Source organism: Streptomyces sp. WAC06614 (genome assembly GCF_003949795.1).
Taxonomy (GTDB): domain Bacteria; phylum Actinomycetota; class Actinomycetes; order Streptomycetales; family Streptomycetaceae; genus Streptomyces.
The window spans coordinates 15,452-35,401 of the sequence record NZ_RPRY01000024.1 but is presented as its reverse complement, the minus strand read 5'-3'; the positions used below and the strand labels follow the sequence as shown (position 1 = coordinate 35,401).

Genomic DNA, 19,950 nt, shown 5'->3' with positions numbered 1-19,950 from the left:
CCACCGAAGGAAAGACCCGATCGTGACCGCATCGCGCGTACTCGTCCTCAACTCCGGCTCCTCGTCGGTCAAGTACCAGCTGCTCGACATGGCGGACCGCAGCCGGCTGGCCGTCGGGCTGGTCGAGCGGATCGGCGAGGAGACCTCGCGGCTGGTGCACGAGCCGCTGGCCACCGGCGGCGACAGGCGCGAGCAGCTCGGCCCGATCGCCGACCACGAGGCCGCGCTGAAGGCCGTGGCGGCCGAGCTGGCCGCCGACGGCCTGGGGCTGGACTCGCCGGAGCTGGCCGCGGTCGGTCACCGGGTGGTGCACGGCGGCACCCGGTTCACGGCGCCCACGGTCATCGACGACGAGGTCCTGGCCGAGATCCGCAGCCTGGTGCCGCTGGCCCCGCTGCACAACCCGGCGAACGTGACCGGCATCGAGGTGGCCCGCGCGCTGCGCGCGGACATCCCGCAGGTGGCCGTCTTCGACACGGCCTTCCACGCGACCATGGCGGACCACGTGGCCCAGTACGCGATCGACGCCGAGGTCGCCGAGCGCTTCTCGGTCCGGCGCTACGGCTTCCACGGCACCTCCCACGCCTATGTCTCCCGGGCCACGGCCCGGCTGCTGGGCAAGGCGCCGGAGGAGGTCAACGTGATCGTGCTGCACCTGGGCAACGGCGCCTCGGCCTCGGCCGTGCGCGGCGGGGTGTGCGTGGACACCTCGATGGGCCTGACCCCGCTGGAGGGCCTGGTCATGGGGACCCGCTCGGGCGACCTGGACCCGGCGGTGATCTTCCACCTGGCCCGGGTCGGCGGGATGTCGGTGGACGAGATCGACTCGCTGCTGAACAAGAAGAGCGGTCTGCTGGGCATGTGCGGCGACAACGACATGCGCGAGGTGCTGCGCCGGGCCGGCGAGGGCGACGAGGCGGCCGGGCGGGCGTTCGCCACGTACGTGCACCGGCTGAAGAAGTACATCGGCGCCTACACGGCCGTGCTGGGCCGGGTGGACGCGGTGGTGTTCACGGCGGGCGTGGGCGAGAACGCGGCCCCGGTGCGCGAGGCCGCCGTGGCGGGCCTGGAGGAACTCGGCCTGGCGCTGGACCACCGGGCGAACGCGGAGCGCTCGGGCGAGCCGCGGCTGATCTCCCCCGAGTACGCCCGGGTGGCGGTGGCGGTGGTGCCCACGGACGAGGAGCTGGAGATCGCCGCTCAGGCCTATGAGCTGGTTACTCGCTAGTCACTTGGACTTTCCACCAGACGGAATATTCCGCTACGAAACAAACGGATAGGATCCGCTCCATGCGCCGTTCCAAAATCGTCTGCACCCTGGGCCCCGCCGTCGACTCCTATGAGCAGCTGAAAGCGCTCATCGAGGCAGGCATGAACGTGGCCCGTTTCAACTTCAGCCACGGATCCCAGGCAGAGCACCAGGAGCGGTACGACCGCGTCCGCAAGGCCTCGGAGGACACCGGCCGCGCGGTGGGTGTCCTCGCCGACCTCCAGGGTCCGAAGATCCGCCTGGAGACCTTCGCCGAGGGCCCGGTCGAGCTGGTCCGCGGGGACGAGTTCACCATCACCACCGAGGACGTCCCGGGCGACAAGTCCATCTGCGGCACCACGTACAAGGGCCTGCCCGGCGACGTCGCCAAGGGCGACCAGATCCTGATCAACGACGGCAACGTCGAGCTGCGGGTCACCGAGGTCGACGGCCCGCGCGTGCGGACCATCGTCATCGAGGGCGGTGTCATCTCGGACCACAAGGGCATCAACCTGCCCGGCGCCGCGGTGAACGTCCCGGCCCTGTCCGAGAAGGACAAGGAGGACCTGCGCTTCGCCCTGCGGATGGGCTGCGACATGGTCGCCCTGTCCTTCGTCCGCGACGCCAACGACGTCAAGGACGTCCACCGGGTCATGGACGAGGAGGGCCGCCGGGTCCCCGTCATCGCCAAGGTGGAGAAGCCGCAGGCCGTCGACAACATGGAGGCCGTGGTCGACGCCTTCGACGCGGTCATGGTGGCCCGCGGTGACCTGGCCGTCGAGTACCCGCTCGAAAAGGTCCCGATGGTGCAGAAGCGCCTCATCGAGATGTGCCGCCGCAACGCCAAGCCGGTCATCGTCGCCACCCAGATGATGGAGTCGATGATCACCAACTCCCGGCCCACCCGCGCCGAGGCCTCCGACGTCGCCAACGCCATCCTGGACGGCGCCGACGCGGTCATGCTGTCGGCCGAGTCCTCGGTGGGCCAGTACCCGATCGAGACCGTCAAGACGATGTCGAAGATCGTCGCCGCGGCCGAGGAGGAGCTGCTCTCCAAGGGCCTCCAGCCGCTGGTCCCGGGCAAGAAGCCGCGCACCCAGGGCGGTTCCGTGGCCCGCGCCGCCTGCGAGATCGCCGACTTCCTCGACGGCAAGGCGCTGATCGCCTTCACCCAGTCCGGTGACACCGCCCGCCGGCTGTCCCGCTACCGCGCGGTCCAGCCGATCGTGGCCTTCACCACGGACGTCAACACCCGCAACCAGCTCACCCTGAGCTGGGGCGTGGACTCGTACGTCGTCCCGCACGTGAACAACACCGACGCCATGGTCGAGCTGGTCGACGCCGAGCTGGTCAAGCTCAGCCGCTACAACGCCGGCGACACCGTGGTCATCACGGCCGGCTCGCCCCCCGGCGTCCCGGGCACGACCAACATGGTCCGCGTCCACCACCTCGGTGGCGCGTCGCAGGACTGATCCACCCCCGCCGCACAGCGGGAGCGGCCCGCACCCCGAGGGGGTGCGGGCCGCTCCTGTCGTCGCGGGGTCCTACTCCGGCGGACCGATGTAGTTCTTCAGGCCCGGGACCGTCAGCGTGCCGCCGAACTGGCCGGCCTGGACGACCTTGACCTGGGTGAAGAACGCGAAGGGCACGTTCAGCGGCGGCGGGCTGGTCGGGCTGAACTCGATCGGGATCAGACCGAACAGGTTGCCCTTGAGCGACTCGGTGTACATCGTCACCTTGCCGCCACGGATCTTGGACGTCGAGCCGGGGCGGGACTTCAGGTGGGCGATGTTCTGCCCCTTGCCGACGGTCTGGTACAGGTCCTTGATGTCCAGGGAGTCCGCGGTGAACTTCAGGACCTTCTTGACCTTGCCGGAGCCGGTCCTGACCTCGACGATGCCCTCGTAGTCCAGGCCGTACAGGGTCAGCATGCTGCTGTCCAGGTACCACGGCTCGTCGGGCAGGGCCGGGATGCCCGGCTCCAGCTTGGCGTCGGCGAGGGCCTTCGCGTCCAGGGTCGGGCAGGGGAAGGGCTGCTTGCCGTCGGGGCCCGCCGCGTCCTTGTCCTTGTCGCCGGTCGCCTCGTCGTCCGCCACGCCCGTCTCGTCCTTGGGCTTGTCGGCCGTGTCCTTGACGTCCTGCGGCAGCTCCTTGACCTCGACGCCGGCCTTCCTGGCCGCCTCGCGGATCGCGTCCGCCGCCGGGTCCGCGGGCTTCGGGGCGGCGGTGCCGGGCGCGGGTGCGGCCGTGCCGGAGGGCGCGGGCGCGGGGGCCGTGGACGGGGCGGTGCTCGGCGTCGCGCCCGGTGCGGCGGCCTTGCCGAGCCCGCCGAACAGGTCCTTGAGGGCGTCACCGACGCCCAGCGGGTCCAGCGGATCGGTCTTCTTCGCCGCGGCCGCCGTGGTCGACGGCGCCGGGGCGGCCTGCTGCTGCGCGGAGGCGGTGGCCGGGGCGTTCGGCTTCGTGGCCGGCGGGGTCACCGCGGGCTTGGGCGAGGCCGAGGCCGAGGCCTTGGGGGACGCCCCGGGCGAGGGCGACGTACCCGGCGAGGCGCCGGGCGACGCGGTGGCGGACGGCGACGCCGAGGGCGAGGGAGAGGCCGAGCCGGTCGGGCCGTCGGAGCGCGTCACGCACGGCCCGGGCAGGAACGGGATCTCCTTGTCGTCGGCGGCGGCCAGCTTGGGGGCCATGCCCATCCCGACGAACACGGCCGTGGGCATCGCCGCCAGGGCCATGGTCCTGCCGACGGGTATGTGGAACTTCGTCAGCAGCGACTTCCTGGGCGCCGCGTGGCGCGGGCCCTTCGTACCACGGGACTCGTCCCCAGGGGCCGCGTCGGCCGCCTGCGTCTGGTCACCCCGCACTGTTCCTCCCGCCGTCGGCGTGGGCAGTCGTCTCGGTCGGGTAGCCGGTCTCCGTCTCCCGCGGGGCGGGGACCGCCGCGGTGGCCGCCAGGGCCTGCGGGTCGGACTCCTGCGCCGCGGGCACACCCGGTGCCCAGGCCAGGGCGAGGCTGCCGCCGACCAGTGCGCAGATCAGTCCCAGGAACCAGCCGCCGAGGTTGGACAACGGCAGGGAGACCAGCCCGAGCAGGATCGCGGCGACGCCGGCGAAGACCCGTACGCCCTGCTGGAACCAGAGCGTCAGACCCAGGGTGATCAGCAGGATCCCGATGATCAGCGAGCCGGATCCGGTCGTGGTGGCCAGCGTCACCGAGACGTTGGCCAGGCGCGTGTCGCCGAACGGGAAGTAGATGATCGGCGCACCGGCCAGCATGGTGAACAGCCCGGCCCAGAACGGCCGCTTGCCCGACCAGGAGTGGAAGGCGTAGTACGCCACGGTGAGCCAGTGGTCGTCAGCGGCGTTAACCGGGGCCTGGGGGTTCATGGACAACAGCTCCCTGGAAACGGTGGTTCGAAAGAACTTCGTGTCGCGCCCGGACGGGCGGACGGACGACAGTGCCGCCCGCCCGGCCGGTCGAGCAACACGGGGACGGACTACTTCTCGTCCTCGTAGCACGGCTGGTCGCCGCTGAGCAGGCGCAGCTTGAGGTCGGGCAGGGTGAAGGTGCCCGCCGTCGTCGCCCAGGCCTTCTGGCGCACGTTCGTCAGCGTCGCCGTCTTGGCGCGCTGCGAGAAGGCGAACGGGCTCGCGACCGTGCCGGGCTGCGGCTTGGTCGGGTTGCTCTGGTCGCCGACCGCGACACCGATGTCGAGCTGCTCGAACTTGGCGTCCGCGTCGAGCTCGGCGACGTCCAGGTAGATGTTCTGGGCGACCGCCGGACGGCCCTTGTGGCCCGTCTGCAGCTTCAGGGTGATGTTGCCGAGGCCGGGCACCGGGGTGACCAGCGACTGGCACATGTTGGTGATCTTGGCCTCGCGGAAGCCGGAGATGGTGACCGGGTGGTGCTGCGGGTCACCCTTGAGGCTGTGTCCCTCGGCGATGCCGCCGTACTGGATCAGGTCCTGACCGACGAGCTCGTCGGCGCGCACCTTGAAGTCCTGGCCGGAGACGCTGAAGGACGCCGCGAGGGCACCCTGCGCCAGACCCACACCGACCGCGGCGGTCGCCGCGATGCTCGGCACCATGACGAGCGCGAAGCGCTTCCATCTGGTCCCGCCACGAACCTGGGAATTCATGTTGTTCCTCCTTCTCGGACGTACATCTCCGGTCCGGGCCCTGCCCGTCCTGGGATGGGAGAAGTGCTACGTCCTCGGGAAGGAGCGTCGGCGGCCATGGCGCGGATCCGCGTCAGGTACACCGGCGATCACCCCCGAGCGACAACCACTGGGCCACGCGTCCGCGCAACCTGGAGGACAGGCCCTGCCGGTGGCGGCAGAGACCCCCCTGTCCACGGCCGGTGCCCATGGCCACCGACCGGCCCGGTGGGGACCCGTCCGCGGCTCCGGGTGAGCGGCTCTGCGGGACGGACCGAGCGTGGCCGATCGTGGTCCATTCGGGGCCGGGGCACAAGGGGGTTCGTTACTGGCGGGTAACGGCTGGATAACCAGAGCCCGACCGAGCGCCCGGACTCGGGCACGGAGGGTGTCACCCCGGGCCACGACAGATCGGGGGAATGAGGGAGGAACCCGACAGATCCTTGGGTTCGATTTACTGCGAGTAACAGCGGCCGCGATTACCAAGTTTTGGTAAAGGGCGGCCGCTGTTTATCTCCGTGTCAACACATCGACGGTCGCCCGCCGACGCTCCCGCGGGCCCTAGAACAGCACCCGCGCGAGGGCCGTGCGCGCCTTGACGACCCGCGGGTCCTCGGAGCCGACGATCTCGAACAGCTCCAGCAGGCGCAGCCGCACGGTGTCCCGGTCGTCACCGAACGTGACGCGCACGGTGTCCACCAGCCGCCCGAAGGCGTCCTCGACGTGACCGCCCACCAGGTCCAGGTCCGCGGCCGCGAGCTGGGCCTGCACGTCCTTGGGGTCGGCGGCGGCCGCGGTCCGCACGGCCTGCGGGTCCACGCCCTGCACGCGCGCGAGCAACTCGGCCTGCGCCAGGCCCAGTTTGGCCTCGGCGTGGCCGGGGTCGTCGGCCAGCACGTTCTTGTACGCCTGGAGGGCCCCGGCCAGGTCGCCGGCGTCCAGCGCGCTCATCGCCGCCTCCAGCAGGGCGTCGTACGGCCCGGCGGGTGCGGCGGCGGCCGGCGCCCCGGCCTCGGCGGCGGTGTCCACGACCAGACCGGTGATGCCGAAGCGCTGCTCGGCGATCTGCACGAGCTGGTCGAGGGTGTCACGGACCTGGTCCTCGGGCGCGGCGCCCTGGAACAGCGGGAGCGCCTGCCCGGCGACCACGGCGAAGACCGCCGGGACGGCCTGGAGGCCGAACTGCTGGACGAGCAGGGGGCTGGCGTCCACGTCGACCTTGGCCACCACGTACCGGCCGCCCGCCTCGACGGCGAGCCGCTCCAGGAGTCCGGTGAGCTCCACGCTCGCCGGGGACCGCTCGGACCAGAAGGGGATGACCACCGGAACCTCGGCGGACATCTGGAGCGCGTCTTCGAAACCCGCCTCGTCGAGGGTGAGGACCAGCGCGCCGGGCGGCACGGCGCCCGCGGCGCCGCCGCCCTGCCGGGCGGCCTCGGCGCGCGCCTGCTCGGCCTTGGCCTTGGCCTCGCCGGCCGCCTTCACCGCGGCGAGGTCGACGACGCCGCTCATGGACATGTTTCTGGGCTGCATGCGTACATCCTCCCCCGTTTGCGCGCGCCGACGAAAAAGATCGCCTGAAATGCTCGTTCACCGGCCGGTCCGGTCCGGTGTCGTGTGCTGTCGGCGTCGGGTCCCCACCTGACGCCCGTAGCTGCTGCGTGGTTGTCGCTCTTACGCTACGAGCCGTAGCGTAACTCTCCCGGCGCCCGGGCGCTCCGTGATCTCGCCCACAGTGCCGTGGGTCACGGGACGGCAGGCTACTGACCGGTATGGTCGCCCAATGCGACACGCACGTTCCGGAACAGCGGGCTCCACTTCCGGCCGCACCGGCCGCCCGCGCAGCGCCGAGGCGGACGCCGCGATCCTGGCCGCGACCCGGGACGCGCTGTGCGAACTGGGCTGGTCCAAGCTGACCATGGGCGACGTCTCGGCCCGGGCCGGGGTCGCCAAGACCACCCTCTACCGCCGATGGGCGGGCAAGAACGAGCTGGTCGTGGACGCCGTCGCCGAGCTGTTCGACACCCTGGAGCTGCCCGACCGGGGTTCGCTGGAGGCCGACGTCGAGTACGTGGTCCTGCAGTTCGCGGAACTGCTGCGGCGCCCCGAGGCGCGGACCGCGCTGATGGCGGTGGTGGCCGAGTCCACCCGGGACGAGGCCCTGCGCGACCGGATCCGGTCGGCGATCGTGGACCGGCAGAAACGTCTCGTCGTACTCGGCCGCGAACGCGCCCAGGCCCGCGGCGAACTGCCGTACGACGCGGACGGGGACCTCGCGGGCCGCACCACCGACCTGATCTTCGACGTCATTGCGGGCACGGTCGTCCACCGCGCCCTGGTGAGCGCCGAGCCGGTGGACGAGCTGTGGGTGGCCACCTTCACCGCCCTGCTGATGCACGGGCTCCAGGGCCCCGCGGCATGAACACGACGGCGGGGCCGGCCACCTGGTGACCGGCCCCGCCGTCGTACCTCCCGGGTCCGTGCGGACCCGTCCGGGCCGTCAGAACCCGGCGGGCTCCGTGTACGTGCCCCACTCGTCCCGCAGGGTGTTGCAGATCTCGCCCAGCGTGGCCTCGGCGCGTACGGCGTCCAGCATGGCCGGGATCATGTTCGACCCGTCCCGGGCCGCTGCGAGCATGGCCTCCAGGGCGGCCCGGACCTTGGCGTCGTCCCGGCGGCCCTTGCGGTCGCCGAGCACCCGGACCTGCTCCCACTCCACCTCGTGGCTGACCCGCAGGATCTCCAGGTCGCCGGTGACCGAACCGTGGTGGACGTTGACGCCGACGACCCGCTTGTCGCCCTTCTCCAGCGACCGCTGGTACTGGAAGGCCGACTCGGCGATCTCACCGGTGAACCAGCCGTCCTCGATCCCGCGCAGGATGCCCGAGGTGATCGGGCCGATCGGGTGCCGGCCGTCGGGGTGGGCGCGCAGGCCGCGCTCCTTGATCTGGTCGAAGATCTTCTCGGCGTCGGCCTCGATCCGGTCCGTGAGCTGCTCCACGTACCAGGAACCGCCCAGCGGGTCCGCGACGTTGGCGACGCCGGTCTCCTCCATCAGCACCTGCTGGGTGCGCAGCGCGATTTCGGCGGCCTGCTCGCTGGGCAGGGCGAGGGTCTCGTCGAGGGCGTTGGTGTGCAGGGAGTTGGTGCCGCCGAGCACCGCCGCCAGGGCTTCCACGGCGGTCCGTACGACGTTGTTGTACGGCTGCTGCGCGGTCAGCGAGACACCGGCGGTCTGGGTGTGGAAGCGCAGCCACTGCGCCTTGTCGGTCTGCGCACCGTAGACCTCCTTCATCCAGCGCGCCCAGATCCGCCGGGCGGCGCGGAACTTGGCGATCTCCTCGAAGAAGTCGACGTGGGCGTCGAAGAAGAAGGACAGGCCGGGCGCGAAGACGTCCACGTCCAGGCCGCGGGACAGGCCCAGCTCCACGTAGCCGAAGCCGTCGGCGAGGGTGTACGCCAGCTCCTGCGCGGCCGTCGCGCCCGCCTCGCGGATGTGGTAGCCGGAGACCGACAGCGGCTTGTACGCGGGGATGCCGCGGGCGCAGTACTCCATCAGGTCGCCGATGAGGCGCAGATGGGGCTCGGGATCGAAGATCCACTCCTTCTGCGCGATGTACTCCTTGAAGATGTCGGTCTGGAGCGTGCCGTTGAGCACGGCCGGGTCGACGCCCTGGCGCTCGGCGGCGACCAGGTACATGCAGAAGACCGGCACGGCCGGCCCGGAGATGGTCATCGACGTGGTGACGTCGCCCAGCGGGATGTCCTTGAAGAGGATCTCCATGTCGGCGGCGGAGTCGATGGCGACACCGCAGTGGCCGACCTCGCCGAGGGAGCGCGGGTCGTCGGAGTCGCGGCCCATCAGGGTGGGCATGTCGAAGGCGACCGAGAGCCCACCACCGCCGGCGGCCAGGATCATCTTGTAGCGCTCGTTGGTCTGCTCGGCGTTGCCGAAGCCGGCGAACTGCCGGATCGTCCAGGTCCGGCCGCGGTAGCCGGTGGGGTGCAGACCGCGGGTGTAGGGGTACTCGCCCGGCCAGCCGATCCGCTCGAAGCCCTCGTAGACGTCGCCGGGCCGGGGTCCGTAGACCGGGTCGACGGCATCGCCGGAGAGCGTGGTGAAGTCGGCGTCGCGCTTGCGGGCCTTGTCATAACGGGCCTGCCAGCGGCGGCGGCCCTCCTCGATGGCGTCAGCGTCCATGCCTTCGAATTTACTAGGACGTCCTAGTAAATGTCGATGGCAAACCCCGGGGAGTCACCCCCGGGGCTGGTGGTACCACCGGTACGGCCGTCGCGCCTAGGCCCGGGCGGGCGCCGGGCGCGGCTCGGTGATCAGCGGCTCGACCTCGGCGCGCACCCGGCGCTCGACGAAGAAGGCGGCCAGCGGGATGGTCCCGGACAGCATGACCCACAGCATCCGGCCGAACGGCCACTTGGCCTTCGAGCTCAGGTCGAAGGCGAAGACCAGGTAGATCATGAAGAGCACGCCGTGGATCTGCGAGACCACGAAGGTCAGGTCGGCGCCCTTGTCGAAGCCGTACTTGGCCACCATGCACGCGCACAGGACGAGGAGCATGACGGCGGTCGCATAGGCCATGACGCGGTAGCGGGTCAGCACGCTGGATTTCATGCCCACGAGCGTAACCGTCCGTTTTGCTCGATCTTGACGGGGGCTACTTCTCCTCGAAGTCGCCGGAGGAGATCCGCAGGGGCCGCAGCATCGCGAAGATCTCGGCGCATTCCTCGGCGTCGTACGCGCCCAGCCCGAAGTCCATGGCCATCAGGTCGCGGGTGGCCGCCTCGACCACCTCGCGGCCCTTGTCGGTGATCGAGGCCAGGGTGCCGCGGCCGTCGTTGGGGTTGGGGCGCTTGGCCACCAGGCCGGACCGCACCAGCCGGTCCACGGTGTTGGTCACCGAGGTCGGGTGCACCATCAGCCGCTCGCCGATCTTCGACATCGGCAGCTCGCCCGACTTGGAGAAGGTCAGCAGCACCAGCGCCTCGTAGCGGGCGAAGGTCAGCCCGTACGGCTTGACCACCGCGTCCACCTCGCCGAGCAGGATCTGGTGCGCGCGCATGATCGAGGTGATCGCGGCCATCGAGGGCACCGGCCCCCAGCGCTGCTGCCAGAGTTCGTCGGCGCGGGCGATGGGGTCGAAGGGAAGGCTGAGGGGCTTGGGCACGGACCCGACCTTACCTGTCGGTCATTTGGCGGACAGGCCCGTCTCAGTCCTCGGCCCCCGCGGGGCGGCAGCCGCGTCCGCCGCCCTCAGGTCGGCCAGCAGCACCAGCACGCACGACGCGCCCAGCACCGCCGCCCCGGCCACCACCTGGTGCAGCGGCAGGAACTCGGCGGCCAGCCCCGCCAGCGCCATGCCGACGCCCTGGAGCGTCATCAGCCCGGTGCTCAGCAGGGTCATGGCCCGGCCGCGCAGTTCCTCGGGCACCACCTCCACGAACCACTGGTCCAGGCCCAGGGTGTAGGCGTGGGCGAGCCCGGCCAGCAGCAGGAGCCCGGCCAGCAGCGCCAGGCCCGGCCGGAGGGCGTAGCCGAGCAGCGGCAGGAAGCCGGCGACGGCCAGCGGGCCGACGAGCCGCGACCGGGCCCGGGCGCTGAGCGCGGAACCGGCCCACAGCTCCCCGGCGACGGTGCCGACGGGCAGCGCGCACATCAGCAGGCCGAGGGCGGTGGTGCCGGCGCCGAGCCCGTCGACGTAGGGGGCCATGAGGGCCTCGGGCACCACCAGGAACAGCGACGGCAGCCAGAACAGCAGCATCAGCGACCGGGTCCGGCGGTCGCCGAGGACCGCGCGCAGCCCGGCCGGCAGGGAGCTGCGGTCGCCGGCGGCCCGGGCGGGACGCCTGCGGGTGCCGTACCGCAGCAGCAGGGCGGAGCCGGCGAAGCCGGCGGCGGTGACGGCGAGGGCGCTGCGCGGGGAGACCAGGGCGAGCAGCACCCCGCCGAGGCCGAAGCCGGTCAGTTGGGCGCTCTGGGAGACCATGCGCAGCAGCGAGCGGCCGAGGACGTACCGCTCGCCCGGGCCGAGGACGTCGGCGAGGGAGGCGTTGCGGGTGCCCTGGAACAGGGGTCCGATCAGGGCCAGCACGCAGCGCAGGGCCAGCAGGACGGCCACGGGGGTGCCGGGCAGCACCATGGCGGCGGCGCAGACGGCGCACACCAGGTCGCAGACGACGAGCACCCGGCGGGCCGGGCGGCGGTCGGCCAGCGGTGCGAGCAGGGTGCCGCCCAGGAGGTACGGCAGGAAGCCGAGGGCGAAGGTGAGCGCGCTCATCAGCGGGGAGCCGGTGAGCCGGTACACGAGGACGGTGAGCGCGAGCTCGGCGACGACGAGCCCGAGCACGGACAGGAGGTGTGCGGCGAACACCGCGCGGAACTCGGTGACGCGGAACACCGCGGCATAGGTGTCACGGGGCATGCCAGGAGCGTGCCGGGCGGGCACGGGCCCGCCCAGGGATTCGGCGGAGCACGAATCTCCCGCGACCGGTTAGGGTCGCCGGATGCCCCTGCACCACCGGTTCGGGCCGGGCGACCTCCTGCGGTGCCGGTTCGCCGTCTCGCCGCTCTGGGAGACCCAGGGCGCGGTGCGTACGCTCCTGCGTCCGCACCGGCAGGGCTACCACCTGCCCTGGCTGCGGCAGATCCGGGCCGCCGCGGACCGGCTCGACCTGCGGCCGCTGTGGGCGCTGATGCCTGCGCGCGGGCACAGCTGCGACTTCCTCGGCGCGCCCCCGCTCGGCCCCGGCAGTACCTTCGCGCAGGAGCTGGAGCGGGTCCGTTCGGCGGACCCGTGGGCGGCGCACGACGAGATCCGCCGGTCCCTGGCCGATACGCCGGGGGCCACCGCCGGCGAGACCGGGCAACTGCTGCTGTCCGACCCCGAGCGGGCCGTGGAGCTGCTGGCCGACCTGCTGGACCAGGCCTGGCAGGTGCTGGTGGCGCCGCACTGGCCGCGGCTGCGCGCCCTGCTGGAGGCGGACGTCCTCTTCCACGCGCGCCGGCTGGCGGCGGGCGGGCTCGCGGAGCTGTTCGACGGGCTGCACCCGTCGCTGCGCTGGGACGCGGAGACCGACACCCTGGTCGTCGACCGGCCCTCGCACCACGACCGCCATCTCGGTGGGCAGGGCCTGCTGCTGGTGCCGAGCGCCTTCATCTGGCCGAACGTGGCGGGCGGGTTCGAGCCGCCGTGGCAGCCGACCGTCGTCTACCCGGCGCGCGGGATCGGGGCGCTGTGGAGCGGTTCGGCCGGCCCGGCCCCGCAGGCCGTCGCACGGCTGCTGGGCCGGGGGCGGGCGGAGGTCCTGTGCGCCCTGGACGAGCCGGCGTCCACCACGGCCCTCGCGCACCGGCTCGGGCGGGCGCCCTCCTCGGTCTCCGCGCACCTGAAGGCCCTGCACGGCGCCGGCCTCCTCCAGCCCCACCGGCGCGGCCACCAGGTCCTCTACGAACGCACCCCCCTGGGCATCGCCCTGGCCACGGGCGACGGCGGCCTGGCGTAGCCCCGCCGGCACGGTGTGGTGACACGCCATGACATATCCGTCATGTCAGGATGATCCGGTGCGAGCCCCCGGTCCCCGCCCCTGGCGTCTCCTCGTCCCGGCCGCCGTCCTGCTGGCCCTGACCGCGTGTTCCGCCGCGCCGGGACCCCCTGCGCCGCCCCGCGGCGGGGCGGCCGCGGCGGCCGCGGACCCGGCGGCCGCGGCGCCCGAGGCGCCGTTCTGGGTGGACCCGGCCGGGCCGGCCGCCCGGCAGGTGGCGGCCTGGGAGGACCAGGGCCGTACCGGTGACGCCCAGGTGCTGCGCCGGATCTCGGAGCGGCCCACCGCCCTGTGGGCCCCGGCCGGGGATCCCGGACCGGAGGTCCGCCGGGCCGTGCGCGGGGCGGCGGCCGCGAAGCGGACGGTGGTGCTGACGGTCCACCAGCTCCCCCACCGCGACTGCGGCGCCCGGCCGCGGACCGGCGGCGCCGCGGACGCGGCGGCCTACCGCCGCTGGCTGGACGCGTTCGCCGACGCCGTCGGCGACGCCCGGGCCCTGGTGGTCCTGGAGCCCGGCGCGGTGCCGCAGCTCCTGTCGGACGGCTGCCTGACCCCCGGCCGGCGCGAGGAACGCGTACGCCTGCTGTCGGCGGCCGTCGACCGGCTGGGCCGGAACCGGAACACCAAGGTCTACCTGGACGCCGGGGATCCGGCCCCCGGCCGGGACGTGAAGGAACTGGCGGCCGCGCTGGAGCGGGCGGGCCTGGCCCGCGCCGACGGCTTCGCGCTCAACGTGCGCGGCTTCCGCACCGACACCGAGGCCCGGGAGTTCGGCACCCGCCTGTCGAAGGCCACCGGGGGCCGGCACTACGTCGTGGACACCGGCCGCAACGGCGCCGGCCCGCTCCCCGGCGACCCCGCCCGCACCTCCTGCAACCCGCCGGGCCGCGCCCTGGGCACCCCGCCCACGGACCGCACGGGCGACCCCCTGGCCGACGCCTACCTGTGGATCGCCCACCCCGGCGACTCCGACGGCCCCTGCCACGGCGGCCCCCCGACAGGCACCTTCTGGCCGTCGTACGCCCTGGGCCTGGCCCGCCGCACACCCCACTGACCCCGCCGCGCGGCCCCGCCCGACGATCAGCGGGGCAGCCCCGCCCGGTCCAGCAGTGCGTGCAGCCGTACGGCGGGCAGCCCCGGATTGGCCGCCGCGCCCTGCGCCGTGGCCGGGTCCTGGAGCAGCGCGTCCAGGACGGCCCCGGTGAACAGGGGGTTGGCCGCGGCCGCCCGGCGTACGTGCGCGTCCGGGTCGGCCAACAGGGCCACCGGCGCCCGCCCGAGGCTCGGGTCGCCCGCCGCCCACGCACGCACCTGCGGGTCCTCGTGCCCGAGCAGATGGGCCAGTCCGGTCCGCGGCAGCCGGGACTGCGCCAGCAGGTGCGGGCGTTGCCGGGGGCGGGCGACGAAGGTGTCGAGGACGGTCGCGGGCGGCGCCGACGGGTGGTGGCAGGCCAGCCTGTGGCGGACCTCGTCGTCCGGGTCCTCGGCCAGTCGCGCCACGAGGCCGGCGGGCAGCGTGGGGCAGCTCGCGGCCACCCGGCGCAGCACCACCTCCGGGGACACCGCACAGGCGCGGTACCAGTCCGGGTCCGGCTGCTCGTACGGCTCCACGACGGGGCAGTCGCAGTCGTGGCCGTGGCAGGCCAGCACCCGGTCGACGGCGGCGCACTCGGCCCGGGTGCGGGGCAGCGGCTGTATCCGGGCGCGGGTACGGACCCGCTCGTCGGGGTCCTCGGCCAGCTCCGCCCACACGGTGGGGGCGAGGTCGGCGCGGGCGGCGACGCGCGCGCGGACCTCGGGGTCGGCGGCCCGGGCGAGCCGGGCGACGGCGTGGGCCGGCGTGTGCCGGTTGGCGGCCAGGCCCTCCAGGTTCCGCCCGGTGGCGAGGCAGGCCTCGGCCACGGTGTGCGACACCGCGAAGTTGGTCAGGATCCCGGCGCGGGCGTGGCAGTCCTCCTCCGGCAGGTCCGCCTCCATGGCGGCGGGGTCCTCCTGCCGGGCGCAGTGCCGTGCGACCTCGCGGACCCGGGGATCGGGGTCGGTGCGCAGGGCCCCGCGCTCGGCGGGGGTGAGCCGCTCCCACAGGGCCGCCCCGCAGATCCGTACGGCCGGGTGCTCGTGCCGGAGCGCCCGGTGCCGGAAGGAGGCGGGCAACTGGCCGGAGACGAGGAGCTGCTGGGCGATCTCGTCCGCCGTGAGCACGTCGGCCTCGTCGTCGACGGCGGTCAGCAGGGCGACCAGGACCTCGTCGGGCAGCGGCGGCATCCGGCGGGGGCGGGGACGGGGCCCGGCCGCGAGCTCCGCGCGGACCATGGCGAGCGGGTCCGCCGCCAGGCGGCCCCGCTGGGCGGGCGGCACGTGCCCGTTGCGGGCGAGGGCCCGGCGCACCCGCGGCTCCGGGTGCGCGACCACCGCGTCCACGACCTCCTCGGGCAGCGCGCGTTCCGCGCACAGGGCCCGCCGGGCGCCACCGGCCCCGGGGTGCAGCAGCCGCAGCAGGACGTCGGACGGGGCCGCCGCGTTGGCGGCGACCCCGTGGAGCCACAGGGGCGAGAGGCCGGCGGTCAGGCCGCGGCCTCTTCTCGGCGGGCTCGGGCGGCGATGACGCTGTCGGCCTCGTCGCGCTTGAGGATCTTGTCGCCGTAGAGGCCGCCGAAGGGGACGACGGCGAGGAGGAGGAAGAGGGCGACCTTCTTCAGGGGCCACTTCGCCTTGTTCCACACGTCCAGCAGGAAGAGCACGTAGAGGACGAACAGCACGCCGTGCAGGGCGCCCAGGGGCATCACGAGGTTGATGTCCGAGATCCGGCTCAGCAGGGAGCCGAAGATCAGCAGGGCCGGGAACGACAGCGCCTCCGGAACGGAGACGAGGCGCAGCCGGTGGAGGGCGGAAGCGGTCTTGATGTCCACGGGGAACCTTCGCTGGTGGCGGCTGGGATCCGTACCAGTGTCGCAGCCGCTTTGCTCGATCTTGACCCGGGGGCGCCCCCGGACGCCAGGGGCGGGAGGCCCTGTTCGTCCCCGCCCGCTGCCGATAACGTCATCCCGTGGCTCAGTTCCGACTCCAAGGCAGCAAAGTGCTGGCCGTAGACCTGTCAGGCGACACCGTCAAGGCCAAGAACGGCTCGATGGTGGCCTACGACGGCCAGATGTCGTTCAAGAAGATGACCGGCGGCGGTGAGGGCCTGCGCGGGATGGTCACCCGTCGGCTGACCGGTGAACAGATGACCGTGATGGAGGTACGGGGGCAGGGGACCTGCTACTTCGCCGACCGCGCCAGCGAGATCAACCTGGTGAACCTGCACGGCGAGAAGCTCTACGTCGAGTCCAGCAACCTGCTGTGCACCGACGGCGGGCTGCGCACCGGCACGACGTTCACGGGCCTGCGCGGCGGCGCGACCGGCAACGGCCTGTTCACCACGACCGTCGAGGGCACCGGCCAGGCGGCGATCATGTCCGACGGCCCCGCCGTGGTGATGCGGGTGAGCGCGCAGTACCCGCTCTCCGTCGACCCGGGTGCGTACATCGCGCACACGGGCAACCTCCAGCAGCACTTCCAGTCCGGCGTCACCTTCCGCACGTTCCTCGGCGAAGGGTCGGGCGAGGCCTTCCAGATCCGGTTCGAGGGCGAGGGACTGGTGTACGTCCAACCCAGCGAGCGCAACACCATCGGGGGCGACATCTGATGCCGTTCCGCGAGATCAACTCAAAAATGATCGAGGCCCAGGTGGTACCGGGCCAGCGGCTGTACAGCCAGCGGGGCGCGATGCTCGCCTACCGCGGTGACGTGTCCTTCACGCCGAACATCACCGGCGGCCAGGGCGGCGTCATGGGCATGATCGGACGCCGGATCGCCAACGAGCAGACCCCGCTGATGACGGTCGAGGGCAGCGGCACCGTGATGTTCGGGCACGGCGGGCACCACATCCAGGTGATCAACCTCCAGGGCGACACCCTCTACGTGGAGGCCGACCGGCTGCTGGCCTTCGACGGCACGCTCCAGCAGGGCACGATGTTCATGGGCGCGCAGGGCGGGGTCATGGGCATGGTGCGCGGCCAGGTGACCGGCCAGGGGCTGTTCACCACGACCCTCAAGGGCCACGGCGCGGTGGCGGTCATGGCGCACGGCGGGGTCGTCGAGCTCCCCATCACGCCGAACCGGCCCGTCCACGTGGACCCGCAGGCGTACGTCGCCCATCACGGTGACGTGCGCAACAAGCTCTCCACCGCGCTCGGCTGGCGGGACATGGTGGGGCGCGGCTCGGGCGAGGCGTTCCAGCTGGAGCTGTCGGGACAGGGAGCCGTGTACGTACAGGCCTCGGAGGAGAAGCTGTGACCTTTGGACCCGTCCCGGGCGGCGCCGGCGCGCCCACGGTCTTCGACCCCTACACCCTTCCGTCCGACGACAACGTCAACGCCTACACCTTCTGCGTGGAGCTCAAGGGGAGCCAGTGGTTCCTCCAGAAGGGCAAGATGATCGCCTACTACGGGCAGATCGAGTTCAACGGCATCGGACACGGGCGTTTCGAGCGGCTGCTGCGGACGAGCTTCCACTCGCCGCTGCACGCGAGCGACTGGGTGGTGGCGGAAGGGCAGGGGAAGATGCTTCTCGCCGACCGTGCCTTCGACGTGAACTCCTACGACCTGGACAACGGCAACCTGACGATCCGTTCGGGCAACCTGCTGGCCTACCAGCCGTCACTGGCCCTGAAGCAGTCGATCGTCCCGGGCTTCCTGACCCTGATCGGAACCGGGAAGTTCGTGGCCGCGTCCAACGGACCGGTGGTCTTCATGGAGCCGCCGCTGCGGGTGGACCCGCAGGCGCTGGTGGGCTGGGCGGACTGCCCCTCCCCCTGCCATCACTACGACCACGGCTACATGACCGGGGTGATGGGCGGCCTGCGGCACCTCACCGGGATCGGCGGTGCCTCGGGCGAGGAGCACCAGTTCGAGTTCGTCGGCGCGGGCACGGTGCTGCTCCAGTCCACGGAGCTGCTGATGGCCGAGCAGCCGGTCGGCGCGGTCGGCGCGGAGCCGGGAGTGCCGGGGGCCGGTGTGCACGGCGGTCACGGGGGGCAGGGGCAGGGTCCGCTGGGACAGCTCGGGGTGCCGAGGATGCCGGGGCAGCTCGGTGACCTGCAACGACGACTGGGCCTGTAAAAAATTGTACGACATTCAACTTTTTAGGTAGAGTTCATTCATGGAGACCATGGAGACCGACACGGCCACGAACCCTCGGACCCCGTCCGACGGGACCCCCTGGCTGACCGATGCCGAGCAGTGCGCCTGGCGCACCCACCTCGACGTCAGCAGACTCCTGATGCACCAGCTGGAAAAGGATCTCCAGCCCTTCGGACTCACCATGAACGACTACGAGATCCTGGTGAACCTCTCGGAGTCCGAGGACCACCGGATGCGGATGAGCGACCTGGCGACCGCCACGCTCCAGTCCAAGAGCCGGCTGTCCCACCAGATCACCCGGATGGAGACGGCCGGACTCGTCACCCGGGTGAACTGCGAGTCCGACCGCCGGGGCCTGTACGCGGTACTGACGGACGAGGGCATGGAGACCATGCGGAAGGTGGCGCCGCACCACGTCGCGTCCGTCCGCCGGCACTTCATCGACCTGCTGCCGCCGGAGGCGCTGGCCGCGCTGCACGGGTCCTTGCGACCGGTCGCGGAGCACCTGCGCGACCAGCGCGGACGCGGGTGACGGGCCGGTTCGGGGCCCGCGCCCTAGACTGACGGTGCCCGGAATGTCCCCGTTCGAGGGAGATCGCATCATGTCGAAGCGTGGAAACAAGCGGCGGGCCCGCAAGAAGAAGGGCGCGAACCACGGGAAGCGGCCCAACGCCTAGCCTGCACGGGGTGGCCGGGACTTCGCGGGCCTGGGCCAGGCCCTGAGCTCCGGGAGGCTCCGCCCCCGGCTACCGCCGGGGGTGCCCCCCAGCGCCTCGAACGCCGGCGGGGGCCGGATCGTGCGGCGGCGCCGCACCCCTCCAGCCCCCGCCGGTGTTCGCGCTAGGACTCCGTCAAGGAGGACAGCAGGGCGTCGGCGGCTGCGTACGGGTCCAGGTCGCCCGCCGCGACCCGGCCGGCCAGGGCCGGCAGGTGGGCGTCGCCGCGCAGGTCGGCGATGCGGGCGCGCAGGGCCGTGACCGCGATGGTCTCCACCTCGCGCGCCGCCCGGGCGGTACGCCGCTGCGCCAGGACCCCGTGCTCGTCCATCCAGGCCCGGTGCTTCTCCAGGGCCTCGACCACCTCGTCCACGCCCTCGGCGCGGGCCGCCACAGTCTTGATGATCGGCGGGCGCCAGTCGCCGGCGGCCCGGGCCTCGCCCAGGCCCAGCATGTGGTTCAGCTCCCGGGCCGTGGCGTCCGCGCCGTCCCGGTCGGCCTTGTTCACCACGTAGACGTCGCCGATCTCCAGGATGCCCGCCTTGGCGGCCTGGATCCCGTCGCCCATGCCCGGCGCCAGCAGCACCACACAGGTGTCCGCCTGCGCCGCGATCTCCACCTCGGACTGGCCGACGCCGACCGTCTCGACCAGGATCACGTCGCAGCCGGCCGCGTCCAGCACCCGGATGGCCTGCGGGGCCGCCCAGGACAGCCCGCCCAGGTGGCCGCGGGTGGCCATGGAACGGATGTAGACGCCCGGGTCCGAGGCGTGGTCGGACATCCGGACCCGGTCACCGAGCAGGGCCCCGCCCGAGAACGGCGAGGACGGGTCGACGGCGAGCACGCCGACCCGCTTGCCCGCCCGGCGGTACGCGGTCACCAGCGCCGAGGTCGAGGTGGACTTGCCCACGCCCGGCGAACCGGTCAGGCCCACCACGTACGCCCCGCCGGTCAGCGGGGCGAGCGCGGCCATCACCTCGCGCAGGTGCGGGGACGCCCCCTCGACCAGTGAGATCAGCCGGGCCACCGCCCGCGGCCTGCCCTCGCGGGCCTGCTCCACCAGCTGGGGGACGTCCACCGTCATACGTGCT

Annotated in this window: 20 protein-coding genes; 9 read left to right on the top strand and 11 right to left on the bottom strand. The window is 72.7% G+C overall.

The genetic code is table 11. The annotated features are described in order from the left end of the window. Nucleotides 1-22: 22 nt before the first annotated feature. A complete protein-coding gene (locus EF918_RS05535) occupies nucleotides 23-1,228 on the top strand; it encodes an acetate kinase (RefSeq protein ID WP_125641656.1) in 1,206 nt (401 codons plus the stop codon). A 62-nt stretch (nucleotides 1,229-1,290) separates the two neighbouring features. Further along, nucleotides 1,291-2,721, top strand: a complete 1,431-nt coding sequence (pyk, locus tag EF918_RS05530; protein ID WP_125641653.1) for a pyruvate kinase — start codon at nucleotides 1,291-1,293, stop codon at nucleotides 2,719-2,721. 72 nt (nucleotides 2,722-2,793) lie between these two features. Here the strand turns inward: pyk and EF918_RS05525 are convergent, their stop codons facing one another. From EF918_RS05525 to EF918_RS05505, 4 genes are all read right to left on the bottom strand, one after another. Continuing rightward, a complete protein-coding gene (locus tag EF918_RS05525; RefSeq protein ID WP_125641650.1) occupies nucleotides 2,794-4,113 on the bottom strand; it encodes a hypothetical protein in 1,320 nt (439 codons plus the stop codon). Next, a complete protein-coding gene (locus EF918_RS05520; protein ID WP_125641647.1) occupies nucleotides 4,103-4,636 on the bottom strand; it encodes a DUF6114 domain-containing protein in 534 nt (177 codons plus the stop codon). The genes EF918_RS05525 and EF918_RS05520 overlap by 11 nt, the downstream gene beginning before the upstream one ends. A gap of 110 nt (nucleotides 4,637-4,746) precedes the next feature. After that, nucleotides 4,747-5,388 carry a DUF6230 family protein gene (locus tag EF918_RS05515; protein ID WP_125641644.1) on the bottom strand — a complete coding sequence of 214 codons (642 nt, stop codon included), beginning with the start codon at nucleotides 5,386-5,388 and terminating at the stop codon, nucleotides 4,747-4,749. 579 nt (nucleotides 5,389-5,967) lie between these two features. Further along, nucleotides 5,968-6,939, bottom strand: coding sequence for a tetratricopeptide repeat protein (locus tag EF918_RS05505; protein ID WP_125641641.1), 972 nt, complete (start codon nucleotides 6,937-6,939; stop codon nucleotides 5,968-5,970). A gap of 250 nt (nucleotides 6,940-7,189) precedes the next feature. On the opposite strand from EF918_RS05505, the gene EF918_RS05500 reads away from it, so the two are divergent. Further along, a complete protein-coding gene (locus tag EF918_RS05500) occupies nucleotides 7,190-7,828 on the top strand; it encodes a TetR/AcrR family transcriptional regulator (protein WP_125641638.1) in 639 nt (212 codons plus the stop codon). A 78-nt stretch (nucleotides 7,829-7,906) separates the two neighbouring features. Here EF918_RS05500 and EF918_RS05495 read toward each other — a convergent pair whose 3' ends face one another. The 4 genes from EF918_RS05495 to EF918_RS05480 all read right to left on the bottom strand — a co-directional run bounded on the left by EF918_RS05495 (nucleotide 7,907) and on the right by EF918_RS05480 (nucleotide 11,843). Further along, the gene (locus EF918_RS05495; protein ID WP_125641635.1) at nucleotides 7,907-9,607 is read right to left on the bottom strand and encodes a methylmalonyl-CoA mutase; all 1,701 of its coding nucleotides are present in this window, start codon (nucleotides 9,605-9,607) and stop codon (nucleotides 7,907-7,909) included. A gap of 96 nt (nucleotides 9,608-9,703) precedes the next feature. Further along, nucleotides 9,704-10,036 (bottom strand): DUF3817 domain-containing protein, encoded by a 333-nt coding sequence (locus tag EF918_RS05490; RefSeq protein WP_125641631.1) that lies wholly within the window; start codon nucleotides 10,034-10,036, stop codon nucleotides 9,704-9,706. Nucleotides 10,037-10,079: 43 nt separating this feature from the next. Further along, nucleotides 10,080-10,589, bottom strand: a complete 510-nt coding sequence (locus tag EF918_RS05485) for a MarR family winged helix-turn-helix transcriptional regulator (RefSeq protein WP_125641628.1) — start codon at nucleotides 10,587-10,589, stop codon at nucleotides 10,080-10,082. A gap of 21 nt (nucleotides 10,590-10,610) precedes the next feature. Next, nucleotides 10,611-11,843 carry an MFS transporter gene (locus EF918_RS05480; protein ID WP_125641624.1) on the bottom strand — a complete coding sequence of 411 codons (1,233 nt, stop codon included), beginning with the start codon at nucleotides 11,841-11,843 and terminating at the stop codon, nucleotides 10,611-10,613. A gap of 82 nt (nucleotides 11,844-11,925) precedes the next feature. Here EF918_RS05480 and EF918_RS05475 point away from each other — a divergent pair, with 82 nt between their 5' ends. After that, on the top strand, nucleotides 11,926-12,924 hold the full coding sequence (locus EF918_RS05475; protein ID WP_125641621.1) for a DUF5937 family protein: 999 nt from the start codon (nucleotides 11,926-11,928) through the stop codon (nucleotides 12,922-12,924). Between the two features lie 58 nt (nucleotides 12,925-12,982). After that, nucleotides 12,983-14,017, top strand: coding sequence for a glycoside hydrolase family 6 protein (locus EF918_RS05470; RefSeq protein WP_260609833.1), 1,035 nt, complete (start codon nucleotides 12,983-12,985; stop codon nucleotides 14,015-14,017). A 26-nt stretch (nucleotides 14,018-14,043) separates the two neighbouring features. On the opposite strand, the gene EF918_RS05465 is transcribed toward EF918_RS05470, so the two are convergent. Beyond that, the gene (locus EF918_RS05465) at nucleotides 14,044-15,384 is read right to left on the bottom strand and encodes a hypothetical protein (protein ID WP_260609832.1); all 1,341 of its coding nucleotides are present in this window, start codon (nucleotides 15,382-15,384) and stop codon (nucleotides 14,044-14,046) included. Nucleotides 15,385-15,527: 143 nt separating this feature from the next. Further along, nucleotides 15,528-15,872 (bottom strand): DUF3817 domain-containing protein, encoded by a 345-nt coding sequence (locus EF918_RS05460; protein WP_125641614.1) that lies wholly within the window; start codon nucleotides 15,870-15,872, stop codon nucleotides 15,528-15,530. Nucleotides 15,873-16,009: 137 nt separating this feature from the next. Between EF918_RS05460 and EF918_RS05455 the strand changes: the two genes are divergently transcribed. The 4 genes from EF918_RS05455 to EF918_RS05440 are packed head-to-tail and all read left to right on the top strand — an operon-like array spanning nucleotide 16,010 to nucleotide 18,675. Next, the gene (locus tag EF918_RS05455; protein WP_125641611.1) at nucleotides 16,010-16,648 is read left to right on the top strand and encodes an AIM24 family protein; all 639 of its coding nucleotides are present in this window, start codon (nucleotides 16,010-16,012) and stop codon (nucleotides 16,646-16,648) included. Next, nucleotides 16,648-17,298: an AIM24 family protein gene (locus EF918_RS05450; RefSeq protein WP_125641608.1), complete on the top strand. Its 651-nt coding sequence runs from the start codon at nucleotides 16,648-16,650 to the stop codon at nucleotides 17,296-17,298. The genes EF918_RS05455 and EF918_RS05450 overlap by 1 nt, the downstream gene beginning before the upstream one ends. Continuing rightward, nucleotides 17,295-18,122 (top strand): AIM24 family protein, encoded by an 828-nt coding sequence (locus EF918_RS05445; protein ID WP_125641605.1) that lies wholly within the window; start codon nucleotides 17,295-17,297, stop codon nucleotides 18,120-18,122. The genes EF918_RS05450 and EF918_RS05445 overlap by 4 nt, the downstream gene beginning before the upstream one ends. A 49-nt stretch (nucleotides 18,123-18,171) precedes the next feature. After that, a complete protein-coding gene (locus EF918_RS05440; protein ID WP_125641682.1) occupies nucleotides 18,172-18,675 on the top strand; it encodes a MarR family winged helix-turn-helix transcriptional regulator in 504 nt (167 codons plus the stop codon). A 308-nt stretch (nucleotides 18,676-18,983) separates the two neighbouring features. Here EF918_RS05440 and meaB read toward each other — a convergent pair whose 3' ends face one another. Further along, nucleotides 18,984-19,943, bottom strand: a complete 960-nt coding sequence (gene meaB / locus EF918_RS05435) for a methylmalonyl Co-A mutase-associated GTPase MeaB (protein WP_125641602.1) — start codon at nucleotides 19,941-19,943, stop codon at nucleotides 18,984-18,986. Nucleotides 19,944-19,950: the final 7 nt, after the last annotated feature.

Excerpts from the sequence above, each read along its gene's own strand:
- EF918_RS05500 (WP_125641638.1), top strand. The coding sequence starts at position 7,190 with ATGCGACACGCACGTTCCGGAACAGCGGGCTCCACTTCCGGCCGCACC.
- meaB (WP_125641602.1), bottom strand. The coding sequence starts at position 19,943 with ATGACGGTGGACGTCCCCCAGCTGGTGGAGCAGGCCCGCGAGGGCAGG.
- EF918_RS05515 (WP_125641644.1), bottom strand. The coding sequence starts at position 5,388 with ATGAATTCCCAGGTTCGTGGCGGGACCAGATGGAAGCGCTTCGCGCTC.
- EF918_RS05505 (WP_125641641.1), bottom strand. The coding sequence starts at position 6,939 with ATGCAGCCCAGAAACATGTCCATGAGCGGCGTCGTCGACCTCGCCGCG.
- EF918_RS05520 (WP_125641647.1), bottom strand. The coding sequence starts at position 4,636 with ATGAACCCCCAGGCCCCGGTTAACGCCGCTGACGACCACTGGCTCACC.
- EF918_RS05490 (WP_125641631.1), bottom strand. The coding sequence starts at position 10,036 with ATGAAATCCAGCGTGCTGACCCGCTACCGCGTCATGGCCTATGCGACC.
- EF918_RS05475 (WP_125641621.1), top strand. The coding sequence starts at position 11,926 with ATGCCCCTGCACCACCGGTTCGGGCCGGGCGACCTCCTGCGGTGCCGG.
- pyk (WP_125641653.1), top strand. The coding sequence starts at position 1,291 with ATGCGCCGTTCCAAAATCGTCTGCACCCTGGGCCCCGCCGTCGACTCC.
- EF918_RS05450 (WP_125641608.1), top strand. The coding sequence starts at position 16,648 with ATGCCGTTCCGCGAGATCAACTCAAAAATGATCGAGGCCCAGGTGGTA.
- EF918_RS05480 (WP_125641624.1), bottom strand. The coding sequence starts at position 11,843 with ATGCCCCGTGACACCTATGCCGCGGTGTTCCGCGTCACCGAGTTCCGC.
- EF918_RS05440 (WP_125641682.1), top strand. The coding sequence starts at position 18,172 with ATGGAGACCGACACGGCCACGAACCCTCGGACCCCGTCCGACGGGACC.
- EF918_RS05495 (WP_125641635.1), bottom strand. The coding sequence starts at position 9,607 with ATGGACGCTGACGCCATCGAGGAGGGCCGCCGCCGCTGGCAGGCCCGT.